Source organism: Deinococcus radiodurans R1 = ATCC 13939 = DSM 20539 (genome assembly GCF_000008565.1).
In the GTDB taxonomy this organism is placed as follows: domain Bacteria; phylum Deinococcota; class Deinococci; order Deinococcales; family Deinococcaceae; genus Deinococcus; species Deinococcus radiodurans.
On record NC_001263.1, the window covers coordinates 2,590,001 to 2,603,949 of the forward strand.

Below are 13,949 nucleotides of genomic sequence, written 5' to 3' on the forward strand. Positions count from 1 at the left end.
TTCGACACACTGAGACTCAGGTGGCGAAGCCTCGGCTAGGGTCGCCAGGGTGAGGGCCGGGACGGCCTCCAAGGCGTAAGCTCCAGGTCGTGGTAGGCAGCCAGCGTCCGGGGATGCACCGGAATGCCCTTGCCCTGCAAGTAAGTGACCTTGGACGTGACCGAGCGCCGCAGCGCAGCGCCGAGGTCGTTCAGGGCGAGCTCGCGGATGTCGGCATTGACGCCGCGCCCCGGTTCGGATACGTCGGCGATGTAGACGCAGGCGGCGACCCGGTTGCCTCCCCGGGGGCCGGTGGTGTGGTCCTCGACAGCGGCCAGGACGCGCTCGTCGCGGTAGCCCCAGCGTTCGAGCAGGGTGCGGGCGGCGCGGCCATGCAGCGCGAGCGGGTGGCGACTGTCGATGTCGCACTCCGGCGGGGCGAGGCGCAGCAGTTCGCTTTCGGGGAGGTCGCGGGCAATGTCGTGCAGGATGCCGGCGGCGTAGGCCTGGGCGATTTCCTCGGGCGAGAGCGCGGCGGCCTCGGCAATCTCGCGGGCGAGTTCGGCCACCCGCAGCACGTGTTCGTAACGGCGGGGCTTGACCATCAGGCGCACGCGCTCCTGCCAAAGCGGCAGCTCGTCGAGGGCGGCGGGCAGCGCTGCGGTAAACGGAGGGCCATCATGCGTGAAGCCTCATGCGGGTTGGCGGAGTCTCTCCCACAGCATGGCTCGGAGTATACGACAGCGCGTCGTCAGTCGCCGGACTCTGGGACGCCGGGTTTCCCAGTGCTGAATTCCGCATCGCTGGACCTCTAGCTCAGCGGCGCCGTTATGCTGACCGCAAGATGCCCAAGTCGCCCCCCGTGTCCCGCTACTACGATGTCAAACGCGACGAGCAGGGCCAGCGTTACATCGAGGTCAAAGTCACCGGCCTCGCCCTGCTGCAAAACCCGCTGCTGAACAAGACCACCGGCTTTACCCCCGAGGAGCGCCGTGAACTGGGACTCGAAGGGCTGATTCCGCCGCACATCAGCTCGTTCGAGGAGCAGAAGCACCGCACCTACCTGCGCTACCTCGAAGCGCCGACCGACCTTGCCCGGCACGAGTACCTGCGGGCGCTGCAAGACCGCAACGAGGTGCTGTATTACGCGATTCTGGAAGACCACCTCGAAGAAATGCTGCCGATCATCTATACCCCAACGGTGGGCGAGGCGGTCAAGCTGTACTCCAACAATTACCGCTACCCGCGCGGCTTTACGGTCAGCACCAACGACATCGAGCGGGTCGAGGAAATGCTCGACAACGTGACGGTGAACGACGTGCGGATGATCGTCGCCACCGATTCGAGCGCGATTCTCGGGATTGGCGACCAGGGGTTCGGCGGCATGGCCATCAGCATCGGCAAGCTCTCGCTGTACACGGCGGCGGGCGGCGTGGGGCCGGACAAGACGCTGCCGGTCGAACTCGACGTGGGCACCAACCGGCAGGACCTGATCGACGACCCTCTCTATCTCGGCGTGCATCACCGCCGCTGGCAGGGGCAGCAGTACGACGAGTTCGTGGACGCCTTCGTGGAGGCGGTCTCGGCCCGTTATCCCAAGGCGATTATTCAGTGGGAGGATTTCTCGCGCGGAACGGCTTTCCGGGTGCTGGAGCGCTACCGCAAAGTGGTGCCGAGCTTCAACGACGACATTCAGGGCACCGGGGCGATGGCGCTCGCTGGGCTGCTGCGGGCGAGCCGCATGAAAGGCGAATTCCTGACCGAGCAGGTGTTCGTGGTGGTCGGCGCGGGCGCAGCGGGCATCGGCGTGGCAAGCGCCATTCGGCAAGGGCTGGAAGCCGAGGGACTAGCGCCGGAAGAAGCGGGGCGGCGGGTGTACGTGGTGGACCGCTACGGCCTGCTGATGGAAGGGCAGCCCGACCTGGAGCCGCAGCAGATGCCCTTCGTGCGCCGCCGGGGAGACCTGGAGGGCTGGACGTTCGGGGGCGAGTACCCCACGCTGCACGAGGTGCTTGTTCATGCCCGCGCCACCGCCCTCCTGGGCTTTACCGGGGTGCCGGGCCTGTTCCGGCAGGAAGACATCGAAGCGATGCTGGCGCACACGCCCCGGCCCATCGTCTTTCCGCTGTCCAACCCGTCGAGCCATGTCGAGGCGCGCCCCAGCGATATCGTGGCGTGGACGCGCGGCGGCGCTATCGTGGCGACCGGCAGCCCCTTTCCCGACGTGCCCTACGACAACGAGCGGATTCCGGTGGGGCAGGGCAACAACGCTTTTATCTTCCCCGGTCTGGGGTTCGGGGCGGTGGTCAGCCGCGCCCGCGAAATCACCGACAATATGGTGATGGCCGCTGCCCTGACGCTGGCGGAATACACCACGCAGCACCACCCCCACCTCGTGTACCCGCCGATCAGCGAGCTGCGGGAACTGAGCATTCACGTTGCCGTGCGGGTGGCGGAGCAAGCGATTCAGGACGGGGTGTGCGCCGAGCGGCGGGTCCGCAACATGGACCGTGAACAGCTCGCAGCGCTCATCCGCGAGCGGGCGTGGCTGCCCCGGCCCCTGCCTCTGCGGCGGGAATAGGCGGGAGAAGCACGGGCCCGCCCCATCTCCCATTGCGCGGCGGCGCCCTGCACCAGAATCGGCGGGTGACTCTTCCTTCCGTTCCGCTGCCTGCTGTTTTGCCCCCGCTGACCGACCACGCCGGGGCCGTCGCCCACCTGTCACGCGACCCGGTGCTGGCGCAGGTCACCTCGCTGTGCGGCGAGTTGCCGGTGCTGGCGCCCACGCCGGACCCCTTCGGGCGGCTGGTGCGGAGCGTGGCGGGGCAGCAGCTCAGCGTGAAGGCGGCGCAGGCCATCTACGGGCGGCTCGAAGGGCTGCCGGGCGGCGTGGTGCCGGCCGCCCTGCTGAAAGTTTCCGGCGACGACCTGCGTGGCGTGGGGTTGTCGTGGGCCAAAGTCAGGACGGTGCAGGCCGCCGCCGCTGCCGCCGTGAGCGGGCAAATCGACTTCGCGCACCTGAGCGGGCAGCCCGACGAACTGGTGATTGCCGAGCTGGTACAGCTTCCCGGCATCGGGCGCTGGACCGCCGAGATGTTTCTGCTGTTCGCGCTTGCCCGGCCCGACGTGTTCAGCTCCGGCGACCTCGCGCTGCGGCAGGGGGTGGAGCGGCTGTATCCGGGGGAAGACTGGCGAGACGTGACGGCCCGCTGGGCGCCTTACCGCTCGCTGGCCTCGCGCTACCTGTGGGCGAACAGTGCTCGGATGCAGGCGGGCGGGGCGCCGCTCTGAAGGGTCATACGGGTCCGAACTCTCCTTCGCGCATTCGGGAAAAACGCCCGAATGCACTCCGCTCCGTCCAGACCCGTATTTTCTCTGATTCACTCCGTTCGGAAAAATAGCCTGCATCAGCAAACTATTTTTCAGAGTGGTCTCCCTCCTCCCGCGCCTGCCACTGCTCCTGCCACTGTGCGTAGGTCAGGCGCCCGAGTTCGAAGGTGTCGCGGGTGTGCGTATAGGTGCCACGTCCGCCCATCCGCCCCACGAGGTCGAGGGCAGCGGTGTCTACGTGGTGTTTTTCCGCGTCCAGCACGGCGTCCTCGCGCAGCCACAGGCCGAGCACTTCACCCAGGATAATGCGGGTGCGGCCAATCGAGACGGTCTGCACCTCGCGGCATTCGAGCGCGGCGGGGGCAGCGGCCACATGGGGCACCTGCACCCGCCGTCCGGGCGCGAGCTGAATACCGAGGGCCTGCGCTTCGTCCATGCCGCGCGGAAAATCGGTGGCGCTGAGGTTCATGACCGCAGCGAGCGCGGCGCTGACCAGACTGACGGTAAATTCGCCGCCGGAGCCGATGTTGAGCGCAGAATCTTTCGGCGTGCCGTCCGCGCGGTCACCGGGCGCGAAGGCGACGACGGGCGGCTCGGAGCCCATCAAACCGAAAAAGGAGTAAGGCGCGAGGTTGAAGCCCAGCTTCCCTGTTTCACCGCTGCCCCGCGTGCCCACCCAGGCAATCGGACGGGGCACCACGGTGGCGGTGAGCAGTTTGTAGCGGGCCGACTGCGGCAGCGCCGTGAGGTCGAAATGGGTGTGCGACATGGGGGCAGGGTACTGGGGCACTCAGCAGGTGAGGTGCAGTGCTCTACGCTGGGGCCATGAGCGCCCCTACCTCTTACCGTGACGCCTACGCCCGGCTCTCACGCATCGCCGCCGAACTCGAAACGGGTGAGGCCGACCTCGACCGGGTGCTGCCGCTGCTCGAAGAAGCCCGCGCCGCCTACGCCGAGTGCAAGGGCCGCATCGAGGCGGTGCGCGGCGTGCTGAGCGGCGACTGGGGCCAGGACGCCGCGCAGGACCCGGAAGAGGGGGAGGAAGACGAGGACGACGCCTTCTGAGCTGCCCAGCGTATGCTCTGGTCCATGACCGACGGTGCAACTCCGGCCACCCCGCCGACTGCGGCTCCCGAGGAGCGCTTTCCCCACGTCAACCCGCTGGTGTACCGCTTCGTGGTGGATGTCACCTTTTTGCCTGTGCTGCTCACGGGAATGCATATCGACGTGCACGGGCGCGAGCACGTGCCGCCGCCCGGCACCCCGCTGGTCGTGGCCGCCAACCACCAGTCGGCGCTCGACCCCTTCCTGATTGCCCGCGCCCTGCCGCCGGGCCGTTACCTCCAGTTCATGGCAAAGCGTGAACTGTTCGTGCCGGTCATCGGCGACATCATCCGCGCCGGGGGCAGTTTTCCGGTGGACCGGGAGAGCAACGACGTGGGGGCCATCCGCACCAGCCTGCGGATTCTGAAGGCAGGCGGCACGGTCGGCATTTTTCCGCAGGGCACGCGCGGCGGGCAGGAACTTCACGGCGGGGCGGCCCTCATCGCGGCGCGGGGGCGGGCACCCATCTTGCCTGCGGGGATCAGCCACGACGGCAAACGCTGGGTGGTGCGCTTCGGCGAGCCTTTACCTGCGCGGGGCGGCATCAAGGCGAACACCGAGGAACTCGGGCGGCGCTTGCAGGTGCTCGCGCAACCGGTGGGCCGTCACCTCTAACGTCCGGGGCTATACTCCTCGCAGCAGGCGCAGGGAAAGTCCGGTTTCAGTCCGGCACTGTCGCGCAACGGTTTTCAGTCCGAACACCTCGCCTGCTCGCGCTGCCCCTCTCATTTTTGGCGGGCAGCGTGCGGCCTGACCTCTCGCGGAAAGAGGGACCGCCCGTGTCGCTTCTCTTCTTCACGGTTGTCCTTTTTGCCGCTTCCCACCCCGGGGGGCGCTTTTTTTGGTGGCCCCGCAAGGAGACGAAGATGCGTACCTTTTCTGCCCTGCTGCTGACCCTGAGCGCCGGCCTCGCCACGTCCGCGAGTGCCGTCCGCTACCCGCTCACCCTGACCGACGACCTCGGGCGCAAGGTGACGATCAAGGCCGAGCCGCAGCGCCTCATCAGCGTGCTGCCGAGCACCAGCGAAACGCTGTGCGCCATCGGCGCGTGCAACAAACTGGTCGGCGTGGACGACTACAGCGATTTTCCCGCGCAGGTCGCCAAACTGCCCAAGGTGGGCGGGCTGTACGACCCCAACGTGGAAAAAATTGTGAGCCTCAAGCCCGACCTGGTGATCGTGAGCAAGTACGGCAAGCTGACCGAGCAACTCGAACAACTCGGCGTGCCCACCGTGGCCGTCAACCCCGAGACCTACGCCGACGTGTTCAGCAAAACGACCCTGCTCGGCAAGATCGTCAACCGCGAGGCGCAGGCCAAGGCGCTCAACATCTCCATGCAGCGCGAGATCGCCAGAGTCGAGATTCTGACCAAGAACGCCGCCCGCAAGCCGCTGACCTACTTCGAGATCGACCCCACGCCGTACTCCATCGGCCCCAACTCGTTCATGGGCGTGCTGCTGACCAAGGCGGGGGCGCGCAACGTGATTCCGGCGAGTCTGGGCGACTTCCCCAAGATAGACCCCGAACTTATCGTCAAGCAAAATCCGCAGCTCATTCTCGGCACCGATCTCAAGACGGCGAGCGCCCGCCCCGGCTGGCAAAACGTCGCCGCCGTGAAGTCGGGCAAGGTGATCGCCATTCCCAAGGAACTCAATACCATCCTGGGCCGCCCCGGCCCCCGGCTGCCGCAGGCGCTGCGCGGGCTGGCGAAGATCGTTCACCCCGAACTGTTCCGGTGATCCCGGCGGCCATGTCCCTCAGCGCGCGGCGCTCGCGGGTGTATCTGGCATCGGGCACCGCCCTTTTGCTTGCGCTGCTGGGGCTGGCGGTGGTGCTCGGCACCGGGCTGGGGAGCGTGAACATCGCGCCGGGGGCGGTGCTCACAGCGCTGTGGCAGGGCGTGACCCGGCAGGCGCTGGCGGGCGACGCGGTCATCATCTGGCAGATTCGTCTGCCCCGCGTGGTGATGGGCGTGCTCGTCGGCGCGGCGCTGAGCGTGTGCGGCGGGGCGTTTCAGGGGGTCTTTCGCAACCCGCTGTCGGACCCCTACCTGCTCGGCGTGGCGAGTGGGGCGGGGCTGGGCGCGACGGTGGCGCTCACGCTGGGCTGGCCACACGCGCTGATTCCGCTCGCGGCGCTGCTCACGGCGCTGGGAGCGGTGGCGGCGACCCTGCTGCTCGCGCGTGAAGGCCGCCGCTTTCCGCCCACCCGCCTGATTCTGTCGGGCGTGGTGGTGGGCAGCGTGCTGAGTGCCGCCACCACCGCGCTGATGCTGCGCGGCGAGGACCGGGCGCGGCAGGTGCTGGCGTACACGCTGGGCGACCTGAGTTTTTCCGGCTGGCGCGACGTGCTGACGGTGCTGCCGTATGTGGGGCTGGGCTGTGGGGCGCTGCTGCTGCTCGCGCGGGCGCTCGACACGCTGCAACTCGGGGACCTCACCGCCCGCTCGCTGGGCGTGCCGGTGGAGCGGCTGCGGCTGCTGGTGGTCGCCTGCGCGAGTCTGGCGACTGCGGGGGCGGTGGCCTACGTGGGCATCATCGGCTTTGTGGGCCTCATCGTGCCGCACCTCGTCCGGCTGGCGTTCGGGGCGGGGCACCGCACGCTGCTGCCGCTCTCGGGACTGCTCGGCGGGTCGCTGCTGGTGCTGGCCGACCTGCTCGCCCGCACCACGCCGCTTTCACAGGTGGGTATCGTGACCACGTTGCTCGGCGGGCCGTTTTTCCTGTGGCTGCTGAGGCGCGAACGTGGTTGAGGGCGGGGAGCAGGGCAGGGAGCAGAGCGCAGAGGGCGCCGGGCTGCTGGAGGCGCGCGGCGTTCACGTCCGCGCCGGGCAGACGCTGGCGGTGCGGGGCGTGGACGCCACGTTCCGGACCGGAGAATTCGCCGCCATCATCGGGCCGAACGGGGCGGGGAAAAGCACGCTGCTGCGCGCCCTGCTCGGCCTGAGCGGGCTGGAAGCGGGCGAGGTGCGGCTGAACGGACGGCCCCTGCGGACCTGGAACCGCGCCGAGCGCTCGCGGCGGCTGGCCTACCTCGCGCAGTCGGAGCCGCTGCCGCCCGAAACGCGGGTGCGCGACGTGGTGACGCTGGGGCGCGGCGCGGGCGAGTGGCGCTGGGGCCTGCTTCCCACGCGGCCCTGGTCGGAGGCCGACGAGGAGGCGGTGAACCGGGCGCTCGACCGCACCGACACCCGGCGCTTCGAGGACCGGCGCGTGTCCGAACTCTCGGGCGGCGAGGGGCAGCGGGTGGCCCTGGCGCGCGCGCTCGCCGCCGGGCCGGAGCTGCTGCTGCTCGACGAACCGACGAATCACCTCGATCTCGCCTACACCCTCGACCTGATGCGCTCGCTGCGCCGCGAAGTGGAGGCGGGACTGGGCGTCATCGCCGTGCTGCACGATCTCAACCTCGCCGCCCGCGCCGACCGGCTGCTGCTGCTCTCACGGGGCGAAGTGCTCGCCACCGGAACCCCCGCCGAGGTGCTGACGCCGGAGCACATCGCGGCGGCCTACGGCGTGCGGGTGGACGTCACCGAACAGGCGGGGCGGCCGCTGGTGATTCCGGCCGACTAATACGATTTTAATCTGATTCCCGAACATCCGGAAAGGCGCCGGATACCCGTCCATCTCCTTGAAACCGTATTTTTTCCATGCGCTCCGCGCAAAATTGCGCCCGGACATGTCCGGGACTCAATTTGAAACCGTATAAGCACCTCGAAGTTGATCTTTAGATTGACCGAGCGAAGCGAGTATCGAAAAAAGTACGTCGAACCGGGAATGGAGTAGTTTCGGTGCTGTTCCGAAACTGCGGAATGTTGGGTTCGACGTACTTAGCTCCCTTGCCCCCTACACTCTCAGAACTTGACTCTCAGGACTTGCCATGACGAACGGCCCCAAATATTTCCGCACCTCCGGTCACCTTCTCCTGTGCCGGGGCAGCAGTTGCCAGCAGCGCAACTCGGTCCTGCTGCACAAGGCCCTCTGGAACGCGCTCGAACGTGACGGCCTCGCCTACTACAAGCAGGGCGGCAGCGTTCGCCTCACCGACAGCGGGTGCCTGGGCGCCTGCAAGTTCGGCCCGACCCTGTGCGTCTACCGCGAGCGTGACGGACAACTGGAGCAGGCGTGGTACGCCGGGGTGGATTTTCCGCTGGCCCGCGCCGTCGCCCAGGCGGTGCACGAGGGGGGAGAGTTGCCGGACCAGGGGCGGTACGGCGGCTCACCGGACAACGCCGGGAACCCCTGACTCCCTGTCGGCGTAGAGTGGAGCATGAGACAACCTTTCTGGCAGGCTTCTCTCGTTCTCGCCTCTCTGCTGCTCGGAGGCGCTCAGGCCCAGGGCACCCAGGCCGCTCCGGTCACGGGCGCTCCCCTCTTCGAGCGCCTCTCCCCCGCCGAGCGGCAACTGCTGCTCTCGGTGGCCGGGGTGTCGAGCGGCGACCAGTTTCAGCCGGGGCGCCTGCTGCCGGGCCTGCCTTTTCCCGCGCCCGCGCTGCCGGGTCAACAGGTCATCGGGAGCGTGGAGCAGTCGGACGGCATCCGGGTCGTCGTGCGGACCAGCCTTGAAGCCAACGCCGCCCAGCAGACCGCCGAAAAAGCCTTGCGGGCGGCGGGCTGGCAAAACCTGTATCCGGGGGTGGACAATGGGGGACTCATCTTTCAGTCTTCACCCACGGAGCAGTACGTCTCGCCGCTGTGTAGGCCCGGCGTGCCCGGCAGCTTGACCGTCTTCGCCTTTGAGAGTGAACCAGGCAGCAGCCAGGTGTCTTACCAGTACAGCAGCTTGGGCGCGCAGGGCTGCCCAGCCAACATGCCGCAGGAGGACCCCACACAGCTCAACTTCTACGCGCCTTACCGCAACCAGACGGTGTACCGCCCCGCCGACCGCCTGCAAGAACGCGGGGTGAAGCTGCCCCGGCTCGCCGCGCCGGAAGGAGCGCAGGTGGAAGCCACCAACCTGACCTCCGGCGACACCGAGCTGACGGCCTACACCTCGGTCTACGGTACCCAGAGCACCGAGACGCTGCGCCAGCACTACGCCGCCGCGCTTCAGGCCCAGGGCTGGCAACTGGTGGACACCCGCACCCTGGCCGGGCAGAGCGTCACCCGCTTCACCTTCCGCGCCGGCAAGGAGGAAGGTGTGGGCACGCTGTCGCTCAAGGCGCGAACTGACCTCAAGGACACCACGCGCCCGCCCCGGCACGACGTTCAGTTGGAGCTGCAACTTCCCTGATTGGCGAGCAGCCCGCGTCTGCCGGAACCCTCGCCCCTTGCGGGCCGTATTCCCAGCATGAGCAAACTCGACGGACGCATCGGTGGCCTGACCGCCGGCTATGACCTTCACGCCGACTGGGACGGCTCGCGACTCACGGGGCGTATCGGGGGGCAGATTCAGGGCAAGGACCTCCGGCTGGAGGTGCAGTCGGGCGACGTGGACGGGCGCGTGGGCGGCGTCGTCGCGGGCTTCGACGTGGACGGCGACGTGAGCGGGCAGCGGGTAGAAGTGCGGCTCGGCGGGCGCATCGACGGCGACTCGTTGAGCCTCGACATAAGGGGTGACGAGGTGCGCGGGCGCTTCTCGGGCCGCATTGCGGGCAAGGACGTGACCCTCACCCGGCGCGGCGAGCAGCTCAGCGGGCGCATCGGCGGGCAGGTGGACGGCAAGGACGTGACCCTCACCCTCGGCGACGTGCCGCTCGAACTCGCGGCGCTCGCGGCAGTGTGCGCGTACAAGGCGCTCGAAGACGTGCAACAGGGCACGGCACCGAGCAGCTACGGCGGGGCAAGCTGAGCCCGTTCCCTCCCGCACATTCCCGCCGCTGGGCGCGTGCTACGTTCCGCGCTATGACCGCCCAGACCACAGCGCAGCCCAAAGCCAGGACCCTCGGCGAGCTGCTGCAAACGCCGGAATACGCCGGGCGCAAGCCCTTCGACGGCCAGCGCCGACTGGTGCAGGACGAGGTGCGGGACAATCTGACCCGCAAACTCCGCAGCGGTGAGGAGCTGTTTCCCGGCGTGGTCGGCTATGACGACACCGTGATTCCCCAGCTCGTCAACGCGCTGCTCGCCCGCCAGAACTTCATTCTGCTCGGGCTGCGCGGTCAGGCCAAGAGCCGCATCCTGCGCGCCATTACCGAGCTGCTCGACCCCGAAGTGCCGGTGATCGACGGCGTGGACATGCCCGACGACCCCCTCAACCCCATCGGCGCCGAGGGCCAGCACCTGCTCGAAGCGCACGGAATGGAACTGCCGATTCGCTGGCTGCCGCGTGCCGACCGCTACGTGGAAAAACTGGCGACCCCCGACGTGACGGTGGCCGACCTCATCGGCGACGTGGACCCCATCAAGGCCGCCCGCCTCGGCACCTCGCTCGGCGACACCCGCTCCATGCACTTCGGCCTGCTGCCCCGCGCCAACCGGGGGATTTTTGCGGTGAACGAACTCGCCGACCTCTCGCCCAAGGTGCAGGTCGCGCTGTTCAATATCCTTCAGGAAGGCGACGTGCAGATCAAGGGTTACCCCATCCGCCTCGAACTCGACGTGATGCTGGTCTTTTCGGCCAACCCCGAGGACTACACCGCTCGCGGCAAGATCGTCACGCCGCTCAAGGACCGCATCGGCTCGGAAATCCGCACCCACTACCCCACCGACGTGCAGCTCGGCATGGACATCACCGCGCAGGAAGCCGTGAAGGAAGAGGGCGTGGTCGTGCCGCCCTTCATCGCTGAACTGATTGAAGACATCGCCTTCCAGGCCCGCGAAGATGGCCGCATCGACAAGCTCTCGGGCGTGTCGCAGCGCCTGCCGATTTCGCTGATGGAACTCGCCTGCGCCAACGCCGAGCGCCGCTCGCTGGTCTCCGGTGACGCCCCGGTGGTGCGCGTGACTGACGTGTACGCGGGCCTCCCGGCGATTACCGGCAAGATGGAGCTGGAATACGAAGGCGAACTCAAGGGCGCCGACAACGTCGCCAAGGACCTCATTCGCAAGGCGGCGGGCGCCGCGTATGCCCGCAGCTACGGCAGCGCCGACACCCGCGAGCTGGAAAAGTGGTTTGACCAGGGCAACGTCTTCCGCTTCCCGCAGGGCGGTGACGCGTCGGCAGCCCTCAAGGCCACGGGCGAAGTCCCCGGCCTGTCCGACTTCGCCGCGCAGGTGGCCGGGAGCAGCGACGATGCCGTGCGCGTGTCCGCCGCCGAGTTCATTCTGGAGGGACTGTATGGCCGGAAAAAGCTCTCCCGCGCCGAGGAACTCTACGCCGCCCCCGAACCCGAGCTGAAGCGCGAACGCGGCGGACGCTGGAATTGAGAACGCCTGACGGCGTTGTCTGAGGGTCGAAAGGTCTAAAAGTCGAAGGGAAAAGAAGCGTAAGCCTCGTGCCTACGCTTCTTTTTCTTTTTGAACGGTTTGGAGATTTATGCCTTTGACCCTCTACCCTGGTGGGACTCGTAGAGCTGCGAAGCAGAGAGGGCCTGCCGCAGGCAGGGGTGAGGGGTCTTTCACTCCCCCACCAGCGCCTCGCTCAGCGCCCAGAGTCGCCGGGCGCTCTCATGGTCGAGCGCGTAGGGCTTGTACCCGAACAGCGGGTTGGGCGCGGACTCGTCGAGCGGCGTGCTATGTTGCAGGTCTTCCAGAAAGAGGCCGCCCACCCCGTACAATTGCGGAGAGGTGGCCGCCCACACGCTGGTGGACGCGCCCTCGGCGGGGGTCTTGAACACCGGGTTGAGGGTGCCGTGTTCGTCCTGCCAGCCCATGCGGCGCTGGTCTTCCAGTGGCACAAACTTTTGCAGGCCGGTCATGATGCCGCCGGGGTGCACGGCGTTGGCGGTGAGGCCCTGGTCGGCATAGCGCTGCGTCAGGCCCACGGCAAACAGCGCGTTGGCGGTCTTGCTCTGGCCGTAGGCGTCCCAGGGGTCGTAAGGGCGGCGCTCGAAGTTGAGGTCGTCCCACACGATGTCGCTGCGGCGGTGCCCACTGCTCGTCAGGGCGACGACCCGCGCAGGCGCAGCGGCCATCAGCGCCGGCAACAGCTCACGGGTCAGCAGGAAGTGGCCGAGGTGGTTGGTGCCGAACTGCGTCTCGAAGCCGTCCACGGTGCGGCTCTGCGGCGTCGCCATCACGCCCGCGTTGTTGATGAGAATGTGGATTCGCGGCGCGAGCTGCCGAATCTCCGCCGCGCCCCGCCGCACCGACGCGAGCGAGCCGAGGTCGAGGTCCACCAGTTCCACCGTGCCGCCGGTGCTCTGGCGCAACTCCGCAGCCACCCGCTCACCCTTGGCACGGTCACGCACCGGCAGGATGACGTGGGCACCCGCGAGCAGCAGGGCGCGGGCCGTCTCGGTGCCGAGGCCGGAAGCGCCCCCAGTCACGACGGCAGTTTTGCCCTTCAGGTCCACGCCGCGCACGACCTCGGCAGCGTCGGCGCGGGGTGCCAGGGGACTGATGATGCGGGGTCTGTCGCTCTGAGAACTGTTACCGTGGGTCATGGAGGGCAGCCTACGCCGAGCCAAAGCAAAAAAGCGGGCGCAGGCTCCGTTCGGCCCGCGCCCCTGCAAAGGAATCTAGATCAGAGCTGGTTGTACGCCGCGCTGAAGGTGTCGCACTGGTTGGGGTTGCCGGTCTGGAAGCCGCGCATAAACCAGTTCACGCGCTGCTGGCTGGTGCCGTGGGTAAAGGAGTCGGGCACGACCATTCCCTGGCCCTGACGCTGCAAGGTATCGTCGCCAATCGCAGCGGCGGTGTTGATGGCCTCGCGGACGTCGTCTTCGGTCAGGTTGGCCGCCTCGCGGCCCTTGACGCTGTTGCCCCACACCCCGGCGAAGCAGTCGGCCTGGAGTTCCAGGCGCACGCTGTAGGAGTTCTGTTCGGCCTCGCTGCGGGCCGCGCGCTGCTTGCGCTCCACCTGCTCGGCGATGCCGAGTTCGTTCTGGACGTGGTGCCCGACCTCGTGGGCAATCACGTAGGAGTAAGCGAAGTCGCCGCCGCCGCCGAGCTGGCGCTGCATCAGGTTGAAGAAGCTGGTGTCGAGGTAGAGCTTGGAGTCGAGCGGGCAGTAAAAGGGGCCGGTGGCCGACGACGCCTGACCACACGCGCTGCTGACGCTGCGGCTGAACAGCACCAGCGTAGGCTTGGTGTACTGCCGGTTCGACTGCTGGAAAATCTGTGTCCAGGTGCGGTCGGTGCTCGCCACGATGCGGTCGGCGAACTGGTAGTCCTCGTCTTCGGCCTGCCCGCCCTGCGCCTGCGATTGGGCCTGCGTCTGGGCGGGGGACTGTTGCTGGCCGCCGCCGGTCACCACGCTGGGGTCAATGCCGAAAAAATAGGCGATGAGCGCCAGAATCAGGCCGCCGATGCCGCCGCCGACCGCGAGGCCGCCGCCGGGCAGCCCGCCGCCTCCGCGCCTGTCTTCGATGTTGCCGCCGCCGGGTAAGTTTCTCCAATCCATGTGTGGACTCCTGTTCGGGGTAGAAAAGAGCGACGCCCTCTGAGATACGGTCCCCTGAGCCACGCCGCTGCGCTTGCGCCCCCGATTCTAGTCGG

At 67.9% G+C, this 13,949-nt stretch carries 15 protein-coding genes; 11 read left to right on the plus strand and 4 right to left on the minus strand.

Annotated features, from left to right (window positions below):
* Window positions 1-35: 35 nt before the first annotated feature.
* Window positions 36-584 (minus strand): bis(5'-nucleosyl)-tetraphosphatase (symmetrical) YqeK, encoded by a 549-nt coding sequence (gene yqeK / locus DR_RS13290; RefSeq protein ID WP_164927998.1) that lies wholly within the window; start codon window positions 582-584, stop codon window positions 36-38.
* 239 nt (window positions 585-823) lie between these two features.
* On the opposite strand from yqeK, the gene DR_RS13295 reads away from it, so the two are divergent.
* Both DR_RS13295 and alkA read left to right on the plus strand, forming a co-directional pair.
* Window positions 824-2,560: an NAD-dependent malic enzyme gene (locus DR_RS13295; RefSeq protein ID WP_010889207.1), complete on the plus strand. Its 1,737-nt coding sequence runs from the start codon at window positions 824-826 to the stop codon at window positions 2,558-2,560.
* A gap of 32 nt (window positions 2,561-2,592) precedes the next feature.
* Entirely contained in the window at window positions 2,593-3,270 is a 678-nt protein-coding gene (gene alkA / locus DR_RS13300) for a 3-methyladenine DNA glycosylase AlkA (protein WP_010889208.1), read from the plus strand.
* 124 nt (window positions 3,271-3,394) lie between these two features.
* Here the strand turns inward: alkA and DR_RS13305 are convergent, their stop codons facing one another.
* Complete coding sequence (locus DR_RS13305) at window positions 3,395-4,078, minus strand: flavin reductase family protein (RefSeq protein WP_034350872.1); 684 nt, start codon at window positions 4,076-4,078, stop codon at window positions 3,395-3,397.
* 56 nt (window positions 4,079-4,134) lie between these two features.
* Here DR_RS13305 and xseB point away from each other — a divergent pair, with 56 nt between their 5' ends.
* From xseB to DR_RS13350, 9 genes are all read left to right on the plus strand, one after another.
* On the plus strand, window positions 4,135-4,374 hold the full coding sequence (gene xseB / locus DR_RS13310; protein WP_034350868.1) for an exodeoxyribonuclease VII small subunit: 240 nt from the start codon (window positions 4,135-4,137) through the stop codon (window positions 4,372-4,374).
* A gap of 12 nt (window positions 4,375-4,386) precedes the next feature.
* Entirely contained in the window at window positions 4,387-5,028 is a 642-nt protein-coding gene (locus DR_RS13315; RefSeq protein ID WP_010889211.1) for a lysophospholipid acyltransferase family protein, read from the plus strand.
* A 251-nt stretch (window positions 5,029-5,279) separates the two neighbouring features.
* Window positions 5,280-6,152 carry an ABC transporter substrate-binding protein gene (locus DR_RS13320; protein ID WP_027480277.1) on the plus strand — a complete coding sequence of 291 codons (873 nt, stop codon included), beginning with the start codon at window positions 5,280-5,282 and terminating at the stop codon, window positions 6,150-6,152.
* A gap of 11 nt (window positions 6,153-6,163) precedes the next feature.
* Window positions 6,164-7,165, plus strand: coding sequence for a FecCD family ABC transporter permease (locus DR_RS13325; RefSeq protein ID WP_034350864.1), 1,002 nt, complete (start codon window positions 6,164-6,166; stop codon window positions 7,163-7,165).
* Entirely contained in the window at window positions 7,158-7,982 is an 825-nt protein-coding gene (locus DR_RS13330) for an ABC transporter ATP-binding protein (protein ID WP_010889214.1), read from the plus strand. Before DR_RS13325 ends, DR_RS13330 begins: the two co-directional genes overlap by 8 nt.
* Window positions 7,983-8,289: 307 nt before the next feature.
* Complete coding sequence (locus DR_RS13335; RefSeq protein ID WP_010889215.1) at window positions 8,290-8,655, plus strand: (2Fe-2S) ferredoxin domain-containing protein; 366 nt, start codon at window positions 8,290-8,292, stop codon at window positions 8,653-8,655.
* Window positions 8,656-8,679: 24 nt separating this feature from the next.
* Entirely contained in the window at window positions 8,680-9,642 is a 963-nt protein-coding gene (locus DR_RS13340) for a hypothetical protein (protein ID WP_010889216.1), read from the plus strand.
* A gap of 57 nt (window positions 9,643-9,699) precedes the next feature.
* Window positions 9,700-10,200, plus strand: coding sequence for a hypothetical protein (locus tag DR_RS13345; RefSeq protein ID WP_027480275.1), 501 nt, complete (start codon window positions 9,700-9,702; stop codon window positions 10,198-10,200).
* A 53-nt stretch (window positions 10,201-10,253) separates the two neighbouring features.
* The gene (locus tag DR_RS13350) at window positions 10,254-11,717 is read left to right on the plus strand and encodes an ATP-binding protein (protein WP_010889218.1); all 1,464 of its coding nucleotides are present in this window, start codon (window positions 10,254-10,256) and stop codon (window positions 11,715-11,717) included.
* Between the two features lie 191 nt (window positions 11,718-11,908).
* On the opposite strand, the gene DR_RS13355 is transcribed toward DR_RS13350, so the two are convergent.
* Together DR_RS13355 and DR_RS13360 are read right to left on the minus strand one after the other, a co-directional pair.
* Window positions 11,909-12,895, minus strand: coding sequence for an SDR family NAD(P)-dependent oxidoreductase (locus tag DR_RS13355; protein ID WP_051618895.1), 987 nt, complete (start codon window positions 12,893-12,895; stop codon window positions 11,909-11,911).
* Between the two features lie 80 nt (window positions 12,896-12,975).
* Window positions 12,976-13,854 (minus strand): KPN_02809 family neutral zinc metallopeptidase, encoded by an 879-nt coding sequence (locus DR_RS13360; protein ID WP_027480273.1) that lies wholly within the window; start codon window positions 13,852-13,854, stop codon window positions 12,976-12,978.
* Window positions 13,855-13,949 lie beyond the last annotated feature (95 nt).

Excerpts from the sequence above, each read along its gene's own strand:
- DR_RS13320 (WP_027480277.1), top strand. The coding sequence starts at position 5,280 with ATGCGTACCTTTTCTGCCCTGCTGCTGACCCTGAGCGCCGGCCTCGCC.
- DR_RS13315 (WP_010889211.1), top strand. The coding sequence starts at position 4,387 with ATGCTCTGGTCCATGACCGACGGTGCAACTCCGGCCACCCCGCCGACT.
- DR_RS13325 (WP_034350864.1), top strand. The coding sequence starts at position 6,164 with ATGTCCCTCAGCGCGCGGCGCTCGCGGGTGTATCTGGCATCGGGCACC.
- DR_RS13350 (WP_010889218.1), top strand. The coding sequence starts at position 10,254 with ATGACCGCCCAGACCACAGCGCAGCCCAAAGCCAGGACCCTCGGCGAG.
- xseB (WP_034350868.1), top strand. The coding sequence starts at position 4,135 with ATGAGCGCCCCTACCTCTTACCGTGACGCCTACGCCCGGCTCTCACGC.
- DR_RS13355 (WP_051618895.1), bottom strand. The coding sequence starts at position 12,895 with ATGACCCACGGTAACAGTTCTCAGAGCGACAGACCCCGCATCATCAGT.
- DR_RS13340 (WP_010889216.1), top strand. The coding sequence starts at position 8,680 with ATGAGACAACCTTTCTGGCAGGCTTCTCTCGTTCTCGCCTCTCTGCTG.
- yqeK (WP_164927998.1), bottom strand. The coding sequence starts at position 584 with ATGGTCAAGCCCCGCCGTTACGAACACGTGCTGCGGGTGGCCGAACTC.
- DR_RS13305 (WP_034350872.1), bottom strand. The coding sequence starts at position 4,078 with ATGTCGCACACCCATTTCGACCTCACGGCGCTGCCGCAGTCGGCCCGC.
- DR_RS13335 (WP_010889215.1), top strand. The coding sequence starts at position 8,290 with ATGACGAACGGCCCCAAATATTTCCGCACCTCCGGTCACCTTCTCCTG.
- DR_RS13345 (WP_027480275.1), top strand. The coding sequence starts at position 9,700 with ATGAGCAAACTCGACGGACGCATCGGTGGCCTGACCGCCGGCTATGAC.
- DR_RS13295 (WP_010889207.1), top strand. The coding sequence starts at position 824 with ATGCCCAAGTCGCCCCCCGTGTCCCGCTACTACGATGTCAAACGCGAC.
- DR_RS13360 (WP_027480273.1), bottom strand. The coding sequence starts at position 13,854 with ATGGATTGGAGAAACTTACCCGGCGGCGGCAACATCGAAGACAGGCGC.